Origin of the sequence: Streptomyces sp. NPDC001292 (assembly GCF_042896465.1) — a bacterium.
In the GTDB taxonomy this organism is placed as follows: domain Bacteria; phylum Actinomycetota; class Actinomycetes; order Streptomycetales; family Streptomycetaceae; genus Streptomyces.
Genome location: NZ_JBIAXG010000019.1, coordinates 114,733 through 136,033, shown reverse-complemented (window position 1 = coordinate 136,033; position 21,301 = coordinate 114,733). Strand labels below are relative to the sequence as shown.

The following is a 21,301-nucleotide window of genomic DNA, read 5'->3' as shown; positions in this document are numbered from 1 at the left end:
ACTAGTGCATAATCTGCTTTGTGCTAGGAGAGTATCGGATCGAGGGGCGTCGCGCAGCAGAGATCGCGGCGAGCGTCGAGCGCGCGGTGGGCTCCGGAGACCTGGAGCCGGGACAACCGCTGCCGCCCATGCGGGAGTTGGCGGCCCAGCTCGGGGTGAACCCCAACACCGTCGCGGCCGCGTACCGGACCCTGCGCGAGCGTGGGGTCATCGAGACCGCCGGGCGCCGCGGCAGTCGGGTGCGGCCCGCGCCCGCCACGACGGGACGGGACCGTGTCCGCGTGGACGTGCCCGAAGGGGTGCGCGACATGTCGAGCGGCAACCCGGATCCGGCGCTGCTGCCGTCGCTGGCACCCGCCTTCGCGGCGGCCGCCGCACTGGGCGACCGTGAGCCGGTGCTCTACGGGGACGTGGCCGTGGAGCCGGAGCTGGCCCGCATCGCCCGCGCCGCGCTGGACGCCGACGGGGTGCCGGACGGTCCGCTCGCCGTCCTCTCCGGTTCGCTCGACGGGGTGGAACGAGTCCTCGCCGCCCACCTCAGGCCCGGCGACACCGTCGCCGTCGAGGACCCCGGGTGGGGCCGCACCCTCGACCTCGTCCCCGCGCTCGGACTGCGCACGGCGCCGGTGCGGGTCGACGACGAGGGCCCGCACGCCGACGACGTGCGCCGCGCCCTCACGGACGGCGCCCGCGCGCTGATCGTCACGGCCCGGGCGCAGAACCCGACCGGCGCCGCGGTGAGCGCCACGCGCGCGCGTGCCCTGCGGGCCGTCCTCCGGGAGCATCCGGAGACCCTGCTGATCGAGGACGACCACGGCCACGGCATCGTGGACCTGCCCCCGCATCCGCTCGCCGGTGCCACCCGGCACTGGGCCTTTCTGCGCTCGGTCGCCAAGGCGTACGGCCCCGATCTGCGGCTCGCCGTGCTCACCGGGGACGGGACCACCGTCGACCGGGTACGCGGCCGGCAGCGCCTCGGACCCGGGTGGGTGAGCCGCCTGCTCCAGCGCGCCGTGGTACGGCTGTGGGCGGACCAAGCCCTGGACTCGCACGCGGTGGCCGCGGCCTACCGGCGGCGGCGCGACCTGCTGACCGGCGCGCTGGCCGACCGCGGCATCGCGGCCCACGGGCGCAGTGGGATGAACGTGTGGGTGCCCGTCCCGGACGAGACCGGCGTGGTCGCGAGCCTGCTGCACGCCGGCTGGGCCGTCGCCCCCGGCGCCCGTTTCCGGCTCGCCGCCCCGCCCGGCATTCGGATCACCGTCTCCACCCTGCGGGACGAGGAGACCGAGCCACTCGCGGACGCGGTGGCGACGGCCCTTCGCCCGGCGCCCGCGCGCAGTTACGTCTAGCGCTGTGACCGGAAGGGTTCACCGGCTCGCGACGTCCGGCACGGCATCTCGCCGCGTTGTCGCATCACCCGAGTACGTCCAGTACGGGGGCGACGCTCCGCCTTGCGATGCTCCCCCACTGCCTGAAGGGCGTGGGAGGTGCCCCCGGCACCGGACGCCGCGAGCTTCCCGGCAAACCTTCCCGGTCCTAGTGCCCCAACAGGCAACGTTCGCCCCGTCGCGACGCCCGGCACGCACTCTCGCCGCACCGCCCGAAAGCCCAAGTACGCCCAGTACGAGGACTTCCGGTCGGCACACCGAGAGCACGCACCGGACGCCGCTCCTCAACGGGCAAACGTTGCCTGCCGGGGCACTAGGTCGTGTCCAGGGGCGGGCCAACTGAAGGCGTCTGCCGCTAAGCCGTCGTGGCCGGCTCGGGGCGGGAAGGGGGCTCGGGGGTCTGCGGGTTGGAGGCGGGCGTCTGGTCCGGCCGGGATGTGCCGGGTCGGGCGGACGGGCCGCGGCTCTTCGGGCGGGCCTGGGTCAGGGCCGCGCCCGCCAGTACGATCACCGCGCCGACCGGGGTCGACCAGGTGAGGGTCTCGCCGAGCACGGCGACGCCGGCGGCGGTGGCGATCACCGGGACGAAGTACGTGACCATCTGGGCCGTGGTCGGCCCGACCTCCGCGACCAGGCCGTACTGGACGAGCATCGCGAAGCCGGTGCCCAGGGCGCCCAGGGCGGCGATCGCGAGCAGTGGCATGACGGGCAGCCGGTCAGGAGCGCTGGTGAACAACGGCGTGACGACGGCAAGTTGCACCGTGGCCAGCAGCAACTGCCCGCCGGTCAGCGACAGGTGGGACTCGGTGGAACCCGCCAGGGTGCGCCGGACGTAGATCCAGCCGACCGGGTAGCTCAGCGAGGCCAGCAGCGCCATCGCCGTGCCGCCGGCATCCAGTCCGTGGAAGCCCTGCCAGGCGCCGAGCACCGTCAGTACACCGAGGAAGCCCAGTCCGAGGCCCGCGACCCGGAGCCGCGTCGGGCGGTCCTCGGAGAGGGCGACGAGGGACAGGGCCATGCCCCACAGCGGCGAGGTCGCATTGCAGATCCCGGCGAGGGTCGAGGGGATCGTCAGCTCCGAGTACGCGAAGAGCGAGAACGGCAGCGCGTTGAGGAAGAAGGCCGCGACCGCCAGATGCCCCCAGGTCCGCGCACCGCGCGGCAGCCGCTCCCGCTTCACCGCCAGCGCCACCGCGAGCACCGCCGTGCCGAACACCAGCCGTCCGAGCGTCACCTGGAAGGGGGCGAAGCCGTCCGTCCCCACCTTCATGAACAGGAAGCTGAAGCCCCAGACCAGCGACAGGAAGGCGAAACGGATCCGCCAGTGCACGGGGCGGCGCGCCGGTCCGGCGGGGCCGGGCGGGGACTGCGGGGAGGCGGGCGAGGTGCTGCTCATGGTCGTACGATGCACGCCCACGACCTCGTAGCACAATCGAGAATTGGCGTGAGATATCTCGTAGCATCGCTTACATGTTGAATCTGGAGCGCCTGCGCACGCTGGACGCCCTCGCCCGGCACGGCTCGGTCAGCGGTGCCGCGGAGGGGCTGCACGTGACGACGTCGGCCGTCTCCCAGCAGATGGCCAAGCTGGAGCGGGAGGTGGGCCAGCCGCTTCTCGCCAAGAACGGCCGGGGAGTACGGCTCACGGACGCCGGACGGCTGCTCGCCGAGCACGCGACGCGCATCCTGTCGCAGGTCGAGCTCGCCCAGGCGGATCTGGAGGCGCAGCGCGGACAGGTGGTCGGCGAGCTGCGTCTTGGCGCGTTCCCCACCGCCGCGCGCGGGCTGTTCCCGGCCGCCCTGTCCCACCTGCGCGACCGGCACCCGGGACTGCGGGTCCGCACCGTGGAAATGGAGCCGGCCGCCGCCGTGCGCGCCGTGCTGCGCGGCGACGTGGACCTGTCCGTCGTCCTCGACTGGTACAACAAGCCGCTGCCCGTGCCGGACGGGCTCACCCGGGCCGCGATCCTCGACGACCCCGCCGACGTGGCACTGCCCGTCGCGCATCCCCACGCCGACCGCGCCGAGGTCGACCTGGAGGACTTCGCGGACGACGACTGGGTCACCTGGGGCGAGGCCGAGTTCTGTGACGAGTGGCTGCTGGACACCCTGCGCTCCAAGGGCGTCGAACCGCGCATCGCCCACCGCGCGGAGGAGCACGCCACCCAGCTCGCCCTGGTCGCCGCCGGCCTCGGCGTGTGCGTGGCGCCCCGGCTCGGGCGCGGGCCGCTGCCCGCCGGGGTGCGGACCGTCCCGGTGCGGCAGGTGGTGCGACGGCACGTCTACGCCGTCTGGCGCGCCGACGCCGACCGCCGGCCCTCCATCCGCGCGGCCGTCGACGCCCTGCGGACGGTGGGCGCGCGGCTCGCCTGAGACGCCGCCCGCTGCCCGTCCTGCACCGGGCCCAGCTTGCGGAAGTCCCAGGAGACGATCTTCTCCGGGCCCAGCCGCAGCCACGCGTGCCGGCCGTCGTGTGCTCCTCCAGACCGAACTCGCGGGCGAACAGCGTCCCGGGCAGGTCGAGTTCGGCGCACAGTTCCCCGGTGCGCGGTGCCTCGCCCACGAGACCCTCCGTGCCGGACAGCTCCGCGCCCCGCAACTGGTCGTACTCCTCGCCCGTGCCGACGACCACGGCCACCCGCGGATCACGGCGCAGATCGGCCCAGCGCCTGCTGCGCACCACGGAGTAGAGCCACAGCGAGGTGCCGTCCCAGACGAACCACAGGGCGCTCACGTGCGGAGCACTGCCGGGCGACACGGTGGCGACCCGGCATGCGCGCCGGGTGGTCGGGAACTCGTCCGGCTCGCCCGGCGTCATCATGATCTTCCGGCCCGGGCGCTGAGTGACGGTCATGCGGCCCTCTCCCGTCCTCTCCCACGCGGGGGGCACCCTCCGACGCCCTCCGCGACAACTCGCCCCACCCACCGCGGGTGTCAGGCGAGCCTGATCGCGCCGTCCGCGACCGAGATTGTCCTGGCGGGCAGCGGCTTCAGGGCCGGGCCCTTCTTGACGCTGCCGTCGGCGGTGGAGAACTCGCTCTGGTGGCACGGGCAGACGATCACGCCGTCGGCTATCCGGTTCACCGCGCAGCCCTGGTGGGTGCAGGTGGAGGAGAAGGCCTTGAACTCGCCCTTGGCCGGCTGCGTGACCACCACGCCCTGGCTGCCGAAGACCTTGCCGCCGCCCTCGGGAATGTCGGAGGTCTTCGCGAGCACGGTGCCGCCGGAACCCGCGGCGGCGCCGTCACCGCCCGAACCGCCGGTCGTGTCGGACCCGTTCTGGGTGGTGGACGCACCGGAGGTCGACTTGTCGCCCGATCCGCACGCGGTCAGTGCGGCGGCGAGACCCGCCGCGCCCACCGCCGCCACCACCGTGCGGCGGGCCGGTGCCTCCTGGGGCTGAAGCGATTCGCTGGTCATGCCGGTGTTCCCCTTTCCATGCAGACTGCATGCGGATTCCAAGCAGGTTCCCCGCGGTTCCGCGCAGGTTCACGCAGGGCTTCCTGGTCCGTCCAGGGGTACGGGCGGCGGGCATCCGGCGTTCAGATCAGGTCCGGACCCCGGTCGGCGGGCGAATCCGCCGACCGCGGGACGCACGGCACCGCACCGGTAAAGTGGGGCGGTGCTCAAGGAAGTCATCGCGACCCGCTACATCACTCCGCTGCGTGAGGGCGGCTCGCTGCCGGGGCTCGTCGAGGCCGACGACTTCGGGACGTACGTCCTGAAGTTCACCGGCGCCGGGCAGGGCCGCAAGACGCTCGTCGCCGAAGTGGTCTGCGGGGAACTCGCCCGCCGGCTGGGACTGCGGGTGCCCGGGCTGGTGACGGTCGACGTCGACCCGGTGCTGGGGCTCGGCGAACCCGACGAGCAGGTGCAGGAACTGCTCAGGTCCAGCGGCGGCGCCAACCTGGGCATGAACTTCCTCTCCGGAGCGCTCGGCTTCGACCCGCTCGCATTCCCGGTGGACGCCGAGGAGGCCGGTCGGATCGTCTGGTTCGACGCGCTGGTGAACAACGTCGACCGCTCCTGGCGCAACCCCAACCTGCTCAGATGGCGCGGCGACCTGTGGCTCATCGACCACGGCGCCACGATGATCTGGCACCACAACTGGCCGGGCGCGCAGGCCTCGGCCGGCCGGCCCTACGACGCCTCGGACCACGCCCTGGCGCCCTTCGCCCCGGACGTCGCCGCCGCCGCGGAGCGGCTGGCACCCCTGGTCACCGAGGACCTGCTCGCCGAGGTGACCGCCGAGATCCCGGACGCCTGGCTGGCCGGCGAGCCCGGCTTCGACAGGCCGGACGACCTGCGGCGGGCCTACGCACGACCGCTGCTCGCACGGGCCGCCGTGATCCACGAGCGCATCCACGGCATCGAGGAGGCCCAGTGAGCGAGCGTCATCTCGCCGGAGGCGGCAAGGCGGGCGACCGCCACATCGTCCGAGCCGGCCGGACGGATGACCGCGACGTCTTCGAGTACGCCCTGCTGCGTGTCGTCCCGCGCGTCGAGCGCGGCGAGTGCATCAACGCGGGCGTGCTCGTCTACAGCCGCGCCCGGGCCTACGTCGGCGCCCGCACCCACCTGGACGAGTCCCGGCTGCTCGCCCTGGACCCGGACGCGGACGTCGCGGGCGTACGCGCCGCGCTCGCCGCGATCGAGAGCGTGTGCGCCGGGGGAGCGGAGGCCGGGCAGGCCGCCGGCGACGACGCCGGGCGGCGCTTCCGCTGGCTGGTCGCGCCGCGCTCCACCGTCGTCCAGCCCGGTCCGGTGCACACCGGACTGACCACCGACCCGGCCGCGGAGCCGGAGCGGTTGCTGGACCTCCTGGTGAGGTAATGGATCACATGCACCCGGTGCGCCGTTGACACCGGGTGCCACGGCTTCTAGCGTCGCATCCACCGAAGGTACTAAGCGGTCGCTCACCATAGATCAGGTTCTCTCAAGGGCGAGGAGAAGCAGCAATGTCCACCACTGAGCAGCGGGTCGCCGTCGTCACCGGTGCCGCGCGCGGCATCGGCGCCGCCACCGCCGTACGACTGGCCGCAGATGGCCGCGCGGTCGCCGTGATCGACCTCGACGAGTCCGCCTGCAAGGACACCGTGGAGAAGATCACCGCGGCCGGCGGCAGGGCCGTCGCGGTCGGCGCCGACGTCTCGGACGAGGCACAGGTCGAGGCGGCGGTCGCGCGCATCGTCGAGGAACTCGGCGCGCCCACCATCCTGGTCAACAACGCGGGCGTGCTCCGCGACAACCTGCTGTTCAAGATGAGCGTCTCGGACTGGGACACCGTCATGAACGTCCACCTGCGCGGCTCCTTCCTGATGAGCCGTGCCTGCCAGAAGCACATGGTGGACGCCGGTTTCGGCCGGATCGTCAACCTCTCCTCGTCCTCGGCACTGGGCAACCGCGGCCAGGTCAACTACTCGGCCGCCAAGGCCGGTCTGCAGGGCTTCACCAAGACCCTCGCCAAGGAACTCGGCAAGTTCGGCATCACCGCCAACTCCGTAGCCCCCGGCTTCATCGCCACCGAGATGACCAAGGCCACCGCGGAGCGCGTCGGCATGGGCTTCGAGGACTTCAAGGCCGTGGCCGCCACCCAGATCCCGGTGCAGCGCGTCGGCGAGCCGGAGGACATCGCCAACGCCATCGCCTTCTTCACCGGCGACGAGGCCGGCTTCGTCTCCGGCCAGGTGCTGTACGTCGCCGGCGGGCCGCTCGACTAGGGATCACGGACATGACTGAACTTTCCGGCAAGGTCGCCCTCGTCACCGGCGCGAGCCGTGGCATCGGATACGGCATCGCCGAGGCTCTGGTCGCCCGGGGCGACCGGGTGTGCATCACCGGCCGCAACGAGGAGGCCCTGAAGGAGGCCGTGGAGAAGCTCGGCTCCGACCGGGTCCTCGCGGTCGCGGGCAAGGCCCACGACGAGGCCCACCGGGCCGAGGCCGTCGAGCGCGTCATGGAGGCGTTCGGCCGCGTGGACTTCCTGGTCAACAACGCCGGCACCAACCCGGTGTTCGGACCGATCGCCGACCTCGACCTGAACGTGGCGCGCAAGGTCTTCGAGACCAACGTCGTCTCCGCGCTCGGCTTCGCCCAGCGCACCTGGCACGCCTGGCAGAAGGACCACGGCGGCGCGATCGTGAACATCGCCTCGGTCGCGGGCCTGTCGGCCTCGCCGTTCGTCGGCGCCTACGGCGTCAGCAAGGCGGCGATGATCAACCTGACCCAGCAGCTGGCGCACGAGTTCGCGCCGAAGGTGCGGGTCAACGCGATCGCGCCGGCCGTGGTGAAGACCAAGTTCGCCAAGGCGCTGTACGAGGGCCGGGAGGAGGAGGCGGCCGCCTCCTACCCGCTGGGCCGGCTCGGCGTGCCCTCCGACATCGGCGGCGCGGCGGCGTTCCTCACCTCCGCGCAGTCCGACTGGGTCACCGGACAGACGCTCGTCGTCGACGGCGGCATCTTCCTCAACGCCGGGGTGGGCTGACGCGCAGACGGACCGGGCGCCGATGCCGTCTCTTCGTCCGTTCGTCGACATGCGGATTCGGCGACGTCCTGCGGGCGGAATCGGCGCCCGTGCCGACGGGCCGCACGCGCACGACGGGATGACAACGTCGTCATGCTCCGAATTGATCAAGAGCCCTTCCGAAGCAGGTTCAACGGGCGGGGCTCTGCGGTATGGTCTGCCGATCCCTTGGCATGGCAGATCGAGGAGCGTGCGCGTGTTCAACCGGAACCGATGCCTGCGGCCGGCGGTGGCGACCGCGGCCCTATCCCTGGTGGCCGGCTGCGGCGTCTTTTCCAACGGCGACTCAGATGGCAAGGGACCGATTTTCGTCGGGACCACGAGCGCCCCCAGCACCCTGGACCCGGCTGCTTCCTGGGACGGTTCCTGGGAGCTCTTCCGGAACATCTACCAGACGCTGCTGGCCTATCCGAACGGCGCGACCACGCCCCAGCCGGACGCCGCGGAGAGCTGCAAGTTCACCGACAACAGCTACCAGACCTACCGCTGCGAACTGCGCGCGGACATGAAGTTCGCCGACGGGCACGTGCTGGACGCGCGTGCCGTCAAATACTCGATCGACCGGATCAGGACCATCAACGTGGCGGGCGGCCCGGCGGGACTGCTCGGCAGCCTGGACCAGGTGCAGGTGGCCGGCGACCGGGTCGTGGTCTTCAAGCTGAACAAGCCCGACGCCACCTTCCCGTTCGTGCTCGCCACGCCGGCCATGTCGATCGTGGACCCCAACGACTACCCCGAGCGCTCGCTGCGCGAGGACAACGAGGTCGACGGGTCCGGACCGTACTCCCTGAAGTCGTACGAGGAGGGGAGGAAGGCGGAGCTGGTCAAGAACGACCACTACAAGGGCTTCGCCGAGCGCAGAAACGACGCGGTGACCATACGCTACTTCCAGGACTCCGCCGCCATGGTCAAGGCGCTGCGGGACAAGCAGATCGACGTCACCTACCGAGGTCTGGGCGCCGACGACATCATCTCCCTCCAGCGCAGGGACACCAAGGACCTCCAGCTCGTCGAAGGCGCCGGCACCGACATCAGCTACCTGGTGTTCAACCCGAAGGACCCCTGGTCCGCCAAGCTGGCCGTGCGCAAGGCCGTCGCCCAGGTCGTCGACCGCGCCGCCATCGCGCACCACGTCTACGAGGACACGGTCGACCCGCTGTACTCCATGGTCCCCAAGGGCCTCACCGGCCACACCACGGGGTTCTTCGACGACTTCGGCGACCCCAGCGTCGCCAAGGCCCGCAAGATCCTCACCGACGCGGGCATCACGGAGAAGGTGCCGCTCACCTTCTGGTACACCACCGACCGCTACGGCTCGGAGACGGCCAAGGAGTTCGAGGAGCTCAAGCGGCAGCTCGACGACTCCGGCCTGTTCACGATCACCCTGAAGAGCAGGCCCTGGAAGGCGTACGTCGTGGGCTACCAGAAGGGCGAGTACCCGGTGTTCGGGCGCGGCTGGTTCCCGGACTTCCCCGACGCCGACAACTTCATCGCCCCGTTCGTGGGCGAGCAGAACGCACTCGGCACGCCCTATTCGGCGCCGGAGATCACCAAGGTGCTGCTGCCCGAGTCGCGCCGCGAGGCCGACCGCGCGAACGTGGTCAAGCAGTTCCAGCAGGCGCAGCAGGTCCTGGTCGACGACGCGCGGCTGCTGCCGCTGTGGCAGGGCAAGGTGTACGTGGGCGCCAGCGACGACATCTCCGGCGGTGAGCGGGCGCTCGATCCGTCGACGATCATGATGATGTGGGAGCTGTCCCGGAAGACCAGCTGGTAGGCGGGGCGTTCTTCGGGGCGTGAGCCCGTTGTCAGTGGTCGCCTGTAGGTTCTGAGATCTGGAAGTGACCGCACATCGTGAGGACGTTGACGTGACCGACATCGCCATGCTGCCCGAGTCCTGGCGCGGGGTTCTGGGCGACGAACTGCAGCAGCCCTACTTCAAGGAGCTGACCGAGTTCGTCGAGGAAGAGCGGGCGAAGGGGCCCGTGCATCCGCCGCGCGAGGAGGTCTTCGCAGCGCTGGACGCCACGCCGTACGAGAAGGTGAAGGTCCTGATCCTCGGTCAGGACCCCTACCACGGCGAGGGCCAGGGACATGGCCTGTGCTTCTCGGTGCGCCCGGGGGTGAAGGTCCCGCCGTCGCTGCGCAACATCTACAAGGAGATGCACGAGGAACTGGGCACGCCGGTGCCGGACAACGGCTACCTGATGCCGTGGGCCCGGCAGGGCGTGCTCCTGCTGAACGCGGTGCTCACGGTGCGCGGTGGCGAGGCCAACTCTCACAAGGGCCGGGGCTGGGAGCGCTTCACCGACGCGGTGATCCGCGCGGTGGCCGGCCGGCCCGACCCCGCGGTCTTCGTCCTGTGGGGCAACTACGCGCAGAAGAAGCTCCCGCTGATCGACGAGACCCGGCACGTGGTGATCAAGGGTGCGCACCCCTCGCCGCTGTCGGCGAAGAAGTTCTTCGGCTCCCGTCCGTTCACGCAGATCAACGAAGCGGTGGCACGGCAGGGGCACGAGCCGATCGACTGGCGGATCCCGAACCTGGGGTGACGTGGGCGCGGGGGCGCCTGATCGGCGGTGGCCGCGGTTAGCGTCGTAGGCGTCGGTCGGGGACAGGCCTGGAGGGCGTGCGGTGGTGGAGCGACAGGAGCAGGCGTCGTCGGACGCCGTGATGACGAGGATCGGGCAGGGCGTCCTGCTGCATCACGCCGGGGACCGCGAGGAGGCCCGGGACCGCTTCCTGGCCCTGTGGTCGGAGATCGGCGAGGACGGCGATCCGCTGCACCGCTGCACGCTGGCCCATTACATGGCCGACACCCAGGACGACCCCGCGGACGAGCTGGCCTGGGACCTCAGGGCGCTCTCGGCGGCCGAGGAGCTCACGGGCGACCGGCTCGCCCAGCACGAGGGCGCGCCCGCGGCCCGCGCCCTGTACCCGTCCCTGCACCTCAACCTCGCCGCCGACTACGCGAAACTCGACCACCGCGAGGCCGCCCGGGACCACCTCCACCACGCCCGCACCGCGGCGGACGCCCTCGGCCGCGACAGCTACGGCGACGGCGTCCGCTCGGCCATCCAGCGCCTCGCGCTGCGGCTGGGTGAGGGTGGCCCCGGCCCGGAGCCGGGGGGCCCGCCGCGGCAGCGGTCCTAGGACGGGCACCGGGGCCGGGAGGTGGGCGCGGCCTACAACTGCCCGGACGCCGTGCCTGCCGCGCGGCCGACCGCCCACTGCCTGCGCGTGCTGCCGCGCGGCCGACCGCACCCGCCGGCGATCGGAGGGGGCGGGTGCCTCACCGGACGCACGTCCGCCGGGGTCTGCGGCTGTCGCGGGGCGGCCGGCGCCGTGCCACCACGTGAGAGGCGGGCGGTTGTGTCTCAGCGGTGGTACGCCTGGCGGCAGAACCTGGCTTCCGGGCTGTCCGGTTTCCAGCCGCCGTACTGCCTGCCGAGGGCACACAGGTCCGCGTTCGGTGGCAGGGCGTGTTTGGTGCCGGGGAGCGGGGCGCGTGGCGGGGCCGTGTGTCGTGGGTGCCGGGGGGCCGCGTGCGCCGGGGCCCGGCCCGGGGGGTGTGCCGGGGACGAGGGCTGCCGCTTGCCGGGCGGGGCCGCCGCGGACGGCGCCCGGGTCGGTGTGGTTGGGGTGGGGGAGTGGTGCGGGTCGCCGATGTGCTCCAGGGCCTCGCGGGCGGGGGCCTGCACTGCCGGGTGTCCGGCGTTGCCGTCCGGGAGCGGGACCGAGAGCGGGGTGGTGGCCGCCGCCGGGCCGGGCGCCGGCGGCCGCTGGACCGTGACACAGCCGGAGAGGGCCGCGACGGCCACGGAGACCAGGAGCGTTGCGGTGGTCGTCGTACGATGCACCCGCGCAACTCTGCTCGGTCCGGGGCGCGATCGGACCACGGTCGGGCGGAGGATGCCACGGACGGGTGATCCTGCGCCCCGTAAGGGGTGTGCCACCGCGCCCGCGGCTGACGCCGGGTGCCGGTTTCAGTCCCCGGTCGCTCCGTCGATCCGCTCGCGCAGCAGGTCGGCGTGCCCGTTGTGCCGGGCGTACTCCTCGATCATGTGGGTGTAGATCCAGCGGAGGCTGAACGGTTCGTCGGTGCGCCTGCTCTTGCGCTGCGACAGCTCGTCCAGGCCGAGGCCCGCGGCGTTGCGGCGGGCGGTCTCGATCTCGGACTGCCAGGTCGCGTACGCCTCCGCCCAGGTGTCCGCCTCGGTGACGTGGAAGTCGCCGTCCGGATCCTGCTCGCTGTAGTAGATCGGTCCGGGGTCGTCCATCACCAGCACATTGCGGAACCAGTGCCTCTCCACCTCGGCCATGTGCCGCACCAGACCCATCAGGGTCAGCTCGGACGGCTCCGCGGACGCGGTCCGCAACTGCTCGTCGGTCAGGCCGTCGCACTTCCACGCCAGCGTCTGCCGGTGGTAGTCCAACCAGCCTTCCAGCATGGCGCGTTCGGAGGCGTTCTGGGCCGGCTCTTGTCGTCGCTCGGTCGTCATGCCCCGATCCTGGCCCACACCAGGCCCGTCACACCAAGGGTTTTCCGACCCCGAACATCGCCTCCAGCAGCTCCCGCAACCCCGCCCGCAGCTCCTCCAGTTCGGGCACCCGGGCATGGAACGACCCCGCCACGCAGGAGTACATGAGCCCGTCCGCCCAGGCGACCAGCGACAGCACGTGCCGCTCCGGGGCGGTCGAGCCCATCGCCGTGACCAGCGCGCCGAGTTGGTCACGGAAGCGGGCGCCCGCCGCGTCGAAGTAGGACCGCAGTTCCGGCCGGCGGTTGGCCTCCAGGGCCAGTTCGTAGCGGGCCAGGGTCAGGGCCCGGTTGCGGGTCAGCGCCCGGTGGGTGGCCAGCGCCAGTCCCTCGACCAGCGAGTCGACCCCGGTTCGCGGGTCCGGCATCTCGTGCAGCGCCAGCACCCGCGCCTCCCGCTCGGCCAGCCGCCGCACCGCCAGTTCCAGCAGGGCCTGCCGGGTGCGGGCGAGGTTCGACGTCGAGCCCTGCGGCAACCCGGCCCTCTCGTCGACCGCCCGGTGCGTCAGACCGCGCATCCCGCGCTCGGCGAGCAGGGCGAGCGCGGTGTCGGCGACGAGATCGGCGCGCTGAGCGCCCTCGGGACGTGCGGACATGGAGATCAACCTATCCGGCGACTACACCCGTAGTGCGGCGCACTACCTCCGTAGTATAGTCGAGCCGCCGGTTCACTACAGGTGTAGTCTCACTGTGCAGGAGGAGCCATGCCCCAGCAGCCACGCGCCGTCGTCATCGGCGGCGGCATCGCAGGACTCACCGCGGCCGCGGCTCTGCACCGCAGCGGCCGACAGGTCACCGTGCTGGAACGGGCCCCCTCCCTGGAGCCCGCCGGCGCCGCGATCGCGCTCGCCCCGAACGCCCTGCGCGCCCTGGACGTCCTCGGCATCGGCGACCGGATCCGCGATCTCGCCGCCTGGCAGGGCGAGGGCGGACTGCGCAGCCCGTCCGGCCGCTGGATCACCAGGACGGACGCCGCCGCGGCGGCCGAGCGGTTCGGCGGCCCCCTCGTACTGCTGCACCGCGCCACCCTGATCGACAGCCTGGCCGCCCTCCTCCCGTCCGGCACCGTCCGCACGGCCGCCGACGCGCGCCTCGCCGACCCCGGGGACGACCACCGCCCGGCCCGCGTGAGCACCCCCGGCGGCGAACTGGAGGCCGACCTGGTGGTGGCCGCCGACGGTGTGCATTCCGCGGTGCGCCGCACACTGTTTCCCGCCCATCCCGGGGCCGTCTACGCCGGATTCACCACCTGGCGGATCGTGGTCCCCGTGCCCGGCGCCGAGTTCGCCTCCCACGAGACATGGAGCAGGGGATGCCTGTGGGGCACGCACCCGCTCAAGGACGGCAGGGTCTACGCGTACGCCGCCGCCGTCACGCCCGCCGGGCAGCGCGCCGCCGACGACGAGAAGGCCGAACTCCTGCGCCGCTTCGGCCACTGGCACCACCCGATCCCCGCCGTCATCGCCGCCGCCCGCCCCGAGGACGTGCTGCGCCACGACGTCCACCACATCGCCCAGCCGCTGCCCGCCCACCACCGCGGCCGGACCGTGCTCATCGGCGACGCCGCCCACGCCATGCCGCCGAACCTGGCGCAGGGAGGCAACCAGGCCATCGAGGACGCCGTCGTCCTCGCCCACCACGCCGACGACCTCGCCGCCCACACCGCGGCCCGGCTGCCCCGCACGACCGCGATCGCCCGCCGGGCCGTCAGGGCCGCGCGGCTCAACATGATGCGCAACCGCGCCGGGATCGCCCTGCGCGACAACGCGATCGCCGCGCTGTCCAGGCTCCGCCCGGACCTGCTCCTGCGCGGATTCGACGGCATCGCCGACTGGCGGCCCCCGCAGCCCCCGTATGCTGCCGTGCAGGCAGGCACGGCAGAGCGGTGAAGGAGCCCACGTGAAGGTCGGCTGCATCGGACTCGGCGACATCGCGCAGAAGGCGTACCTGCCGGTGCTCGGCACGCAACCCGGGGTCGACCTGCACCTGCAGACACGCACGCCCGAAACGCTCCAGCGGGTCGCCGACAGCCTGCACGTGCCCGCGGAGCGGCGTCACGCCGACCTGGACTCCCTGCTCTCCCAGGACCTCGACGCCGCCTTCGTGCACGCCCCCACCGCCGTTCATCCGGAGATCGTCACCCGGCTCCTGGAGGCGGGCGTGCCGACCTACGTCGACAAGCCGCTCGCCTACGAACTCGCCGACTCCGCGCGCCTGGTCGACCTGGCCGAGGAGCGGAACGTCTCGCTCATGGTCGGCTTCAACCGGCGCCACGCACCCGGCTACGTGCAGTGCGCCGACCACCCCCGCGAGCTGATCCTGATGCAGAAGAACCGCATCGGACTGCCCGAGGAACCGCGGACGACGATCCTCGACGACTTCGTCCACGTCGTCGACACCCTGCGGTTCCTGGTGCCGGGCGAGGTCGACGACGTCACCGTACGCGCGCGTGTGCGTGACGGTCTGCTGCACCACGTCGTGCTGCAACTCGCCGGCGACGGATTCACCGCGCTCGGCGTGATGAACCGGCTCAGCGGTTCGGCGGAGGAGGTCCTCGAGGTCTCCGGGCAGGACAGCAAGCGGCAGGTGGTGAACCTCGCCGAGATCGTCGACCACAAGGGCCAGCCGACCGTGCGCCGGCGCGGCGACTGGGTGCCCGTCGCCCGGCAGCGGGGTATCGAGCAGGCCGTGCTGTTCTTCCTCGACGCCGTACGCGCCGGGAAGGTGCTCAGCGCCCGTGACGCGCTGGAGACCCACGAACTGTGCGAACGGGTGGTACGGACGGTTCTGGAGCGCTCCGGCGCCGCCTGAGTGCCCGCAGGCCCTCCGTCGCGCCCAGCACGGCCAGCACCAGCAGCGCGCCGTGCGCCGGCCAGTCGCCGAAGCGCACGTACAGGGTGACGCCGTGCGCGGTCGGCACGTCGTACACGCGCGCGGTGCTCGCGCCCGTGCCCAGCCAGGAGCCGACGCGCTGCCCGCGCGGGCCGTACACGGCGGACACGCCGGTCAGCGTGGCGTGCACCATGGGCCGCCCGGTCTCGGCGGCACGCAGCGCGGCCAGCGAGGCATGCTGCTCGGGGGTCCAGCTCTGCTGGAAGGTCGACGTCGAGGACTGCGCGAGCAACACCTCCGCGCCGTCCTGCGCGAGATGCCGGCTCATGTCGGGGAACGCCGTCTCGAAGCAGACCATCGGGCCGACGCGCAGGCCGTGGCCGACGTTCATCACCACCTGCTCGGTGCCCCGCCTGCGGTCCTCACCGGCGGCCCGGCCGACGGAGGTCGCCCAGCCGAGCACCGAGCGGGCCGGGATGTACTCGCCGAACGGGACGAGCCGCATCTTGTCGTAGCGCTCGCCGGTCGGGCCGTTCGGACCGACGAGGACCGAGCTCTTGTATATGCCCGGCTGGTCGGAGCGCCGGGCGTCCACGTTGACCAGCACGCCGGCGCCGGTCGCGCGGGACAGCGCCGCGATCCGCCGCGCCAGGTCCGGCCGGTGGCTCAGGTCGAAGCCGACGCTGCTCTCGCCCCAGACGACCAGGTCGGGGTGCTGCCCCACCAGCCGGCGGGTCAGCTGCTCCTCCAGGTCGAACCGCCGCTGCCCGCTCTCGACGCCGGCCACGACGCCCGGCTGCACGACCGCGATCCGGACGTGGCCGTCGACGTCGGGGCGCGGCGCCCACATCCACGCCGCGGAGGTCGCCGCGGCCGTGGCCACCAGCCCGGCCACCGCGGGCGCCCGGGCCGCGCGGACCGCGACGAGCAGCGCGACGGCGACATTGACGGCCACCACCAGGAAGCTCAGCAGCCACACCCCGCCCACCGAGGCCAGCCGCAGCGCCGGGGCCACCTGCCACTGGCTGGAGCCCAGCATGCCCCACGGCCCGCCGAGCCCCTGCCAGGACCGGACGAGCTCGACCGCCAGCCACACCGACGGCAGCACGACCAGCGCGGCCGCGGCCCGCCCCGTAGAGGGCGTCCCCGCCAGGAACCGTCGGACCAGCCAGCCCCAGGGCGCCCAGAGCAGGCCCAGCAGCGCCGCCAGCACGACGGTGAACACGTGCAGGTTCGGCAGCAGCCAGTGGAAGACGGCCAGCATGAACCCCAGCCCGCCGAACCAGCCGTCGTACGCCGCCCGCTTCCCGGTCGGAGCGGAGCGGGCCAGCAGGATCCACGGGACCAGGGCGACGTAGGCGAACCACCACAGCGACGGTGCGGGAAACGCGAACACGAACAGGGCACCCGCGAGCGCGGCAAGCACCGAACGCCGCCACGGGGAGGCCAGCCACCGGCCGAACATCTTCATACGGTGACCTCCTACCTCCCGCGGATGGCTCCAGTGTGCGCGCCCCGGAAGATCTCGCCCAGAGGGCCTGGGAGGGGCCCGGAATCCTGTCTCCGCGCGCGGGCGTCCGCGGTCCTAGGATGATCACGTGGGGGTGTGGTCGCTCGGGGCTGCGGAGGTCCGAATGAAACGTCTCGTGACAGTCGTCACCGGCGGTGGCCGGGGCATCGGGGCCGCGATCTGCCGGCGGCTGGCGGCCGACGGGCACGACGTGGTCGTGGGGTACGTCGACGACATCGCGGCCGCCGAGGCCGTGGCCGACGAGGTCCTCGAGGCCGGGGCGCGCGGGGTGACCGTGCGGATGGACACCTCGGTGGAGGCGGACGTCGATCGCCTCTTCGCCGTGGCGGAGGAGCGGCTCGGGCCGGTGACCGGACTGGTGAACAACGCCGGGGTGAGCGGACCGCTGGGCCGGCTCGCCGACACTGACACCGCCGACCTGCGACGCGTCGTGGATGTCAACCTCCTGGGCACACTGCTGTGTTCGCGCCGCGCGGCCCAGCTGATGGCGCCCCGGAGGAACGGCGTGATCGTGAACGTCTCATCCGCGGCCGCCACACTCGGCAGCCCCGGGGAGTTCGTCCACTACGCCGCGACGAAGGCGGCCGTGGACGCCCTCACCCTGGGCCTGGCCAAGGAACTCGGGCCGGACGGCATCCGCGTCAACGCGGTCGCGCCCGGCATGATCGACACCCAGATGCACACGGCGATGGGCGACCCGGACCGGGTGCGGCGGGCGGCCGGAAGCATCCCGCTGGGCCGGGCGGGCCGGGCGGAGGAGATCGCCGCGGCCGTCGCATGGCTGATGTCACCGGAGGCCTCCTACACGACGGGAGCGGTGCTGCGGGTGTCAGGCGGACGCTGAGCCCGAACCAGGCCGCCGGGACCGGCCGGCCCGGATCGGTGTGGCCACCGCCCGTGGACCGGGGACGTCAGGCGGCCGCGATGAGCTCGACCCTCATCGCGGCGGCCCACTCGACCACCAGCAACTCGTACTCCGCGCGCTCCTGGGCCGACAGGGACCCGCCTGAGCGCAGCCACAGCGACCGGATCTGCTCGTTCAGCTCGGCGGCGGACCGCACGGAACCAGGGGCCGCTGAATCGGGGAACATGGCCACAGCCTAGGGGCAAGGACTGACACTGCGCTACCGGACGGCTACAGCAGCCGCATGGACTCGGTCACCCGTGCCCGTCCCGGCCGCCGTACCGACCGGTCGACGCGTTCGCGTAAGCGTGCGGTGCCGTCAGCGGTGCCGCAGGTGGTGGCGCTTGCGCCAGGCGACCGCCGTGCCGAGCACGGCCGGTACCGCGATGCAGGCCATCGCCAGGAGGAAGGCCGGAGAGGTCGGTGCGGAGGCGCGGGCACCGGCGACGGCGTAGGCGGCGGTGTTGGGGATCGAGCCGAGGGCCGTGGCGAGGAGGAACGCCGTCCAGCCCATGCGGGAGACGGCGGCGCAGTAGTTGGCGGCCCAGAACGGGACTCCCGGGAACAGCCGGGCCGCCATCATCGAACGGAAGCCGTGCCGGCTGAGCTGCCCGTCCGCCGCCTTCAGGAGCCGGCCGCGCAGCAGCGGGCGCAGCGCGTCCTGGCCGAGCACACGGCCGAGGCCGAAGGCCGCCCCGGCGCCCAGCACCGTGCCGGCCAGCGCCGCCGCCAGCCCCAGCTGCGAGCCGAACAGCGCGCCCGCGGCCAGGTTCAGCAGGGGCCGCGGCACGAACGCCACCGTGCACAGGCCGTACGCCGCCGCGAACACCACCGCCGCGGCGGTTCCGCCCAACTGAGGCGGCCAGCCGTGCGCCAGCAGTCTCTGCGGCTCGAAGAGCAGCACGGACACTCCGGCCGCCGTGAGCAGGACGAGGAGCAGGGAAAGCCGCGTCCAGGGCGACAGCAACAGCCGCGCCCAGCGGGTGATACGGGCGGACGGGACGACCGGGACCGGCGGGGCCGTGGGGACGGCGGCGGCCGGCTCGGTGGCGGCGGCCCGGGGAGAGGCCGTGGCGGTGCCCCCAGAGCGGGTGGTGGCATCGAGCATTCGGTGACATTAGCGGACGGATACGAGTGATCGCCGCAGGGCCCGGCTCGCGAAGACCGTTCGCCGCCCCGAAAACCGTTCGACGTGCGGCAGGGGTCTCGTGAATGATCGTCCCATGTTCCGGCACGCCTTCGTCCTCGCAGCATCCGCGGTCGCGGATGCCCCGGAGGCTGCCGTCCTGATCCTCGTCGCCGCAGTCGACGGCGCCCGAAGCTGACCCTCCCCGGACCGTCCGGCGGACCCCTCAGGGGGAGGGTCGGCCATCCCGTGGGGTCCCGCAGCACCTACCAGGCTTCGAGGTACAGCCATGCCCAAGACGGCGTACGTACGCACCAAACCGCACCTGAACATCGGCACGATGGGTCATGTCGACCACGGCAAGACCACGTTGACCGCCGCCATCACGAAGGTGCTGGCCGAGCGCGGCTCCGGCACCTTCGTCCCGTTCGACCGCATCGACCGGGCCCCGGAGGAGGCCGCGCGCGGCATCACCATCAACATCGCGCACGTCGAGTACGAGACCGACACCCGGCACTACGCGCACGTGGACATGCCGGGCCATGCCGACTACGTCAAGAACATGGTCACCGGGGCCGCGCAGCTCGACGGCGCGATCCTCGTCGTCTCCGCGCTCGACGGGATCATGCCGCAGACCGCCGAACACGTGCTGCTCGCCCGGCAGGTGGGCGTGAACCACATCGTCGTCGCCCTCAACAAGGCCGACGCCGGCGACGAGGAACTGATCGACCTCGTCGAACTGGAGGTCCGCGACCTGCTCACCGAGCACGGCTTCGGCGGCGACTCGGTACCCGTCGTACGCGTCTCCGGCCTTCGTGCCCTGGAGGGCGACCCGCGCTGGACGGCGTCGATCGAGGCGCTGCTCGACGTGGTGGACACCTACGTGCCGATGCCCGAGCGGTACCTGGACGCGCCGTTTCTGCTGCCGGTGGAGAACGTGCTCACCATCACCGGCCGCGGGACCGTGGTGACGGGTGCGGTCGAGCGCGGCACGGTCCGCGTCGGCGACCGGGTCGAGGTGCTCGGCGCCGGCCTGGAGACGGTGGTCACCGGCCTGGAGACCTTCGGCAAGCCCATGGAGGAGGCGCAGGCCGGGGACAACGTGGCGCTGCTGCTGCGCGGGATGCCGCGTGCCGCGGTCCGCCGCGGCCACGTCGTCGCGGCGCCGGGCAGCGTGGTCCCGCGCCGGCGCTTCACCGCGCGGGTGTACGTGCTGTCGGCGCGTGAGGGCGGCCGTACGACGCTGGTGGCCACCGGCTACCGGCCGCAGTTCTACATCCGCACGGCGGACGTGGTGGGCGACGTCGACCTCGGCGAGGCGGCCGTCGCGCGGCCCGGGGACACGGTCACGATGACGGTGGAGCTGGGGCGCGAGGTGCCCCTGGAACCGGGGCTGGGGTTCGCCATCCGTGAGGGCGGACGCACCGTCGGCGCGGGGACCGTGACCGCCGTCGTGTGAAGCGGACCGCTGAAGCCGGGGACCGCCGGCCGGTGCCGGCCGGTCGCGCGGTCCCCTCGCCTCCCGGTGCGTGAGCGGGCAGCCTGGTGCGTGACGGGGCCGTCCGGTCCGTGACGGACCGGCACAATGAATAGCGTGACAGAGCCGATACCCGTGACCCGAGCCGTCGATCACGGGACCGCCAAGCTGATGCCCGACGTCGACCGCGAGCGGGCCTGGCTGCTGACCCTGGACGGTGCGCCGCAGTCGTACGTCGACCTGGACGCGCCCGCCCACCTGGAGTTCGAGTACGCGCGGCGGCTCGGCCACGCCCTGGACACGGTCGCGGAGCCGGGCTCCCCGCTGGACGTGCTGCACCTCGGCGGCGGCGCCCTCACGCTGCCGCGGTACGTGGCCGCGACCCGGCCCGGCTCCCGGCAGGACGTCGTCGAGGCCGACCGCGGCCTGCTGGAGATGGTCGTCGCCCACCTGCCGTTGCCGGACGGCGCCGACGTCTCGCTGCACACCGCCGACGCCCGCGCCTGGCTGGAGGCCGCCCGCGACGACTCGGCGGACGTCCTGATCGCGGACGTCTTCGGCGGCTCCAGGGTCCCGGCCCACCTCACGTCCCTCGGCTACGTCCGCGAGGCGGAGCGCGTGCTGCGCCCCGACGGCGTCTACCTCGCCAACCTCGCCGACGCCGCTCCGTTCGCCTTCCTGCGATCCCAACTCGCCACCCTGGCGGTGGTGTTCGAGGAGCTCGCGCTGATCGCCGAACCCGCGGTGCTGCGCGGCCGCCGCTTCGGCAACGCGGTGCTGATCGCCGCGCACCGCCCGCTCGACGTGGCCGCGCTGACCCGGCGGACTGCCTCCGACGCGTTCCCCGCCCGCGTCGAACACGGCGCCGCACTGAGGGAGTTCACCGGGGGCGCCGGTCCGGTGCGCGACGACGAGGCCGTACCGTCGCCCGAGCCTCCGGACGGCGCGTTCGGCATCGGCTGATCAGCGCCGCCCGGCGC

Annotated in this window: 22 protein-coding genes and 1 pseudogene; 14 read left to right on the top strand and 9 right to left on the bottom strand. The window is 72.8% G+C overall.

Annotated features, from left to right (window positions below):
• Positions 1–20: 20 nt before the first annotated feature.
• Positions 21–1,352, top strand: coding sequence for an aminotransferase class I/II-fold pyridoxal phosphate-dependent enzyme (locus ACFY4A_RS21360; RefSeq protein WP_390830951.1), 1,332 nt, complete (start codon positions 21–23; stop codon positions 1,350–1,352).
• Positions 1,353–1,746: 394 nt separating this feature from the next.
• Here the strand turns inward: ACFY4A_RS21360 and ACFY4A_RS21355 are convergent, their stop codons facing one another.
• Positions 1,747–2,787, bottom strand: coding sequence for a DMT family transporter (locus ACFY4A_RS21355; protein WP_390830950.1), 1,041 nt, complete (start codon positions 2,785–2,787; stop codon positions 1,747–1,749).
• Between the two features lie 74 nt (positions 2,788–2,861).
• Between ACFY4A_RS21355 and ACFY4A_RS21350 the strand changes: the two genes are divergently transcribed.
• Positions 2,862–3,764: a LysR family transcriptional regulator gene (locus tag ACFY4A_RS21350; protein ID WP_390830949.1), complete on the top strand. Its 903-nt coding sequence runs from the start codon at positions 2,862–2,864 to the stop codon at positions 3,762–3,764.
• Positions 3,765–3,793: 29 nt separating this feature from the next.
• On the opposite strand, the pseudogene ACFY4A_RS21345 reads toward ACFY4A_RS21350, so the two are convergent.
• Positions 3,794–4,245 (bottom strand): annotated as a pseudogene (locus ACFY4A_RS21345) (pyridoxamine 5'-phosphate oxidase family protein); the annotation flags it as partial.
• Positions 4,246–4,325: 80 nt separating this feature from the next.
• The gene (locus ACFY4A_RS21340) at positions 4,326–4,811 is read right to left on the bottom strand and encodes a Rieske (2Fe-2S) protein (RefSeq protein ID WP_390830948.1); all 486 of its coding nucleotides are present in this window, start codon (positions 4,809–4,811) and stop codon (positions 4,326–4,328) included.
• Positions 4,812–5,013: 202 nt separating this feature from the next.
• Here ACFY4A_RS21340 and ACFY4A_RS21335 point away from each other — a divergent pair, with 202 nt between their 5' ends.
• The 7 genes from ACFY4A_RS21335 (at position 5,014) to ACFY4A_RS21305 (ending at position 11,064) form a co-directional block, all read left to right on the top strand.
• Positions 5,014–5,778: a HipA family kinase gene (locus tag ACFY4A_RS21335; protein ID WP_390830947.1), complete on the top strand. Its 765-nt coding sequence runs from the start codon at positions 5,014–5,016 to the stop codon at positions 5,776–5,778.
• A complete protein-coding gene (locus ACFY4A_RS21330) occupies positions 5,775–6,224 on the top strand; it encodes a DUF3037 domain-containing protein (protein ID WP_390830946.1) in 450 nt (149 codons plus the stop codon). The genes ACFY4A_RS21335 and ACFY4A_RS21330 overlap by 4 nt, the downstream gene beginning before the upstream one ends.
• Positions 6,225–6,349: 125 nt before the next feature.
• Positions 6,350–7,111 carry a 3-oxoacyl-ACP reductase FabG gene (gene fabG, locus ACFY4A_RS21325; protein WP_390830945.1) on the top strand — a complete coding sequence of 254 codons (762 nt, stop codon included), beginning with the start codon at positions 6,350–6,352 and terminating at the stop codon, positions 7,109–7,111.
• A gap of 11 nt (positions 7,112–7,122) precedes the next feature.
• Entirely contained in the window at positions 7,123–7,875 is a 753-nt protein-coding gene (locus ACFY4A_RS21320; RefSeq protein ID WP_390830944.1) for an SDR family oxidoreductase, read from the top strand.
• Between the two features lie 235 nt (positions 7,876–8,110).
• Entirely contained in the window at positions 8,111–9,688 is a 1,578-nt protein-coding gene (locus tag ACFY4A_RS21315; protein ID WP_390830943.1) for an ABC transporter substrate-binding protein, read from the top strand.
• Positions 9,689–9,779: 91 nt separating this feature from the next.
• Positions 9,780–10,463 carry a uracil-DNA glycosylase gene (locus ACFY4A_RS21310; protein WP_390830942.1) on the top strand — a complete coding sequence of 228 codons (684 nt, stop codon included), beginning with the start codon at positions 9,780–9,782 and terminating at the stop codon, positions 10,461–10,463.
• An 82-nt stretch (positions 10,464–10,545) separates the two neighbouring features.
• Positions 10,546–11,064, top strand: coding sequence for a hypothetical protein (locus ACFY4A_RS21305; RefSeq protein ID WP_390830941.1), 519 nt, complete (start codon positions 10,546–10,548; stop codon positions 11,062–11,064).
• 224 nt (positions 11,065–11,288) lie between these two features.
• Here ACFY4A_RS21305 and ACFY4A_RS21300 read toward each other — a convergent pair whose 3' ends face one another.
• The 3 genes from ACFY4A_RS21300 to ACFY4A_RS21290 all read right to left on the bottom strand — a co-directional run bounded on the left by ACFY4A_RS21300 (position 11,289) and on the right by ACFY4A_RS21290 (position 13,047).
• Positions 11,289–11,771, bottom strand: coding sequence for a hypothetical protein (locus tag ACFY4A_RS21300; protein ID WP_390830940.1), 483 nt, complete (start codon positions 11,769–11,771; stop codon positions 11,289–11,291).
• 126 nt (positions 11,772–11,897) lie between these two features.
• Complete coding sequence (locus ACFY4A_RS21295; protein WP_390830939.1) at positions 11,898–12,413, bottom strand: DinB family protein; 516 nt, start codon at positions 12,411–12,413, stop codon at positions 11,898–11,900.
• Positions 12,414–12,441: 28 nt separating this feature from the next.
• Positions 12,442–13,047 (bottom strand): TetR/AcrR family transcriptional regulator, encoded by a 606-nt coding sequence (locus ACFY4A_RS21290; protein WP_390830938.1) that lies wholly within the window; start codon positions 13,045–13,047, stop codon positions 12,442–12,444.
• Positions 13,048–13,155: 108 nt separating this feature from the next.
• Here ACFY4A_RS21290 and ACFY4A_RS21285 point away from each other — a divergent pair, with 108 nt between their 5' ends.
• Together ACFY4A_RS21285 and ACFY4A_RS21280 are read left to right on the top strand one after the other, a co-directional pair.
• On the top strand, positions 13,156–14,340 hold the full coding sequence (locus ACFY4A_RS21285) for an FAD-dependent oxidoreductase (protein WP_390830937.1): 1,185 nt from the start codon (positions 13,156–13,158) through the stop codon (positions 14,338–14,340).
• Between the two features lie 10 nt (positions 14,341–14,350).
• Positions 14,351–15,262, top strand: a complete 912-nt coding sequence (locus ACFY4A_RS21280; RefSeq protein WP_390830936.1) for a Gfo/Idh/MocA family protein — start codon at positions 14,351–14,353, stop codon at positions 15,260–15,262.
• On the opposite strand, the gene lnt is transcribed toward ACFY4A_RS21280, so the two are convergent.
• On the bottom strand, positions 15,180–16,754 hold the full coding sequence (lnt, locus tag ACFY4A_RS21275) for an apolipoprotein N-acyltransferase (RefSeq protein ID WP_390830935.1): 1,575 nt from the start codon (positions 16,752–16,754) through the stop codon (positions 15,180–15,182). The two genes, ACFY4A_RS21280 and lnt, sit on opposite strands and share 83 nt — an antisense overlap.
• Positions 16,755–16,917: 163 nt before the next feature.
• On the opposite strand from lnt, the gene ACFY4A_RS21270 reads away from it, so the two are divergent.
• A complete protein-coding gene (locus ACFY4A_RS21270; RefSeq protein ID WP_390830934.1) occupies positions 16,918–17,658 on the top strand; it encodes an SDR family NAD(P)-dependent oxidoreductase in 741 nt (246 codons plus the stop codon).
• A gap of 67 nt (positions 17,659–17,725) precedes the next feature.
• Here the strand turns inward: ACFY4A_RS21270 and ACFY4A_RS21265 are convergent, their stop codons facing one another.
• Positions 17,726–17,905, bottom strand: coding sequence for a hypothetical protein (locus tag ACFY4A_RS21265; RefSeq protein WP_390830933.1), 180 nt, complete (start codon positions 17,903–17,905; stop codon positions 17,726–17,728).
• Positions 17,906–18,037: 132 nt separating this feature from the next.
• Positions 18,038–18,826 carry a TVP38/TMEM64 family protein gene (locus ACFY4A_RS21260; protein WP_390830932.1) on the bottom strand — a complete coding sequence of 263 codons (789 nt, stop codon included), beginning with the start codon at positions 18,824–18,826 and terminating at the stop codon, positions 18,038–18,040.
• Positions 18,827–19,133: 307 nt separating this feature from the next.
• Here ACFY4A_RS21260 and tuf point away from each other — a divergent pair, with 307 nt between their 5' ends.
• Positions 19,134–20,303 carry an elongation factor Tu gene (tuf, locus tag ACFY4A_RS21255; protein ID WP_390830931.1) on the top strand — a complete coding sequence of 390 codons (1,170 nt, stop codon included), beginning with the start codon at positions 19,134–19,136 and terminating at the stop codon, positions 20,301–20,303.
• Positions 20,304–20,438: 135 nt separating this feature from the next.
• Positions 20,439–21,284, top strand: coding sequence for a spermidine synthase (locus tag ACFY4A_RS21250; protein ID WP_390830930.1), 846 nt, complete (start codon positions 20,439–20,441; stop codon positions 21,282–21,284).
• The last annotated feature ends 17 nt before the right edge of the window (positions 21,285–21,301 follow it).

Excerpts from the sequence above, each read along its gene's own strand:
- ACFY4A_RS21355 (WP_390830950.1), bottom strand. The coding sequence starts at position 2,787 with ATGAGCAGCACCTCGCCCGCCTCCCCGCAGTCCCCGCCCGGCCCCGCC.
- ACFY4A_RS21350 (WP_390830949.1), top strand. The coding sequence starts at position 2,862 with ATGTTGAATCTGGAGCGCCTGCGCACGCTGGACGCCCTCGCCCGGCAC.
- ACFY4A_RS21340 (WP_390830948.1), bottom strand. The coding sequence starts at position 4,811 with ATGACCAGCGAATCGCTTCAGCCCCAGGAGGCACCGGCCCGCCGCACG.
- fabG (WP_390830945.1), top strand. The coding sequence starts at position 6,350 with ATGTCCACCACTGAGCAGCGGGTCGCCGTCGTCACCGGTGCCGCGCGC.
- ACFY4A_RS21320 (WP_390830944.1), top strand. The coding sequence starts at position 7,123 with ATGACTGAACTTTCCGGCAAGGTCGCCCTCGTCACCGGCGCGAGCCGT.
- ACFY4A_RS21295 (WP_390830939.1), bottom strand. The coding sequence starts at position 12,413 with ATGACGACCGAGCGACGACAAGAGCCGGCCCAGAACGCCTCCGAACGC.
- ACFY4A_RS21290 (WP_390830938.1), bottom strand. The coding sequence starts at position 13,047 with ATGTCCGCACGTCCCGAGGGCGCTCAGCGCGCCGATCTCGTCGCCGAC.
- ACFY4A_RS21285 (WP_390830937.1), top strand. The coding sequence starts at position 13,156 with ATGCCCCAGCAGCCACGCGCCGTCGTCATCGGCGGCGGCATCGCAGGA.
- lnt (WP_390830935.1), bottom strand. The coding sequence starts at position 16,754 with ATGAAGATGTTCGGCCGGTGGCTGGCCTCCCCGTGGCGGCGTTCGGTG.
- ACFY4A_RS21270 (WP_390830934.1), top strand. The coding sequence starts at position 16,918 with ATGAAACGTCTCGTGACAGTCGTCACCGGCGGTGGCCGGGGCATCGGG.
- ACFY4A_RS21265 (WP_390830933.1), bottom strand. The coding sequence starts at position 17,905 with ATGTTCCCCGATTCAGCGGCCCCTGGTTCCGTGCGGTCCGCCGCCGAG.
- ACFY4A_RS21260 (WP_390830932.1), bottom strand. The coding sequence starts at position 18,826 with ATGCTCGATGCCACCACCCGCTCTGGGGGCACCGCCACGGCCTCTCCC.
- tuf (WP_390830931.1), top strand. The coding sequence starts at position 19,134 with ATGCCCAAGACGGCGTACGTACGCACCAAACCGCACCTGAACATCGGC.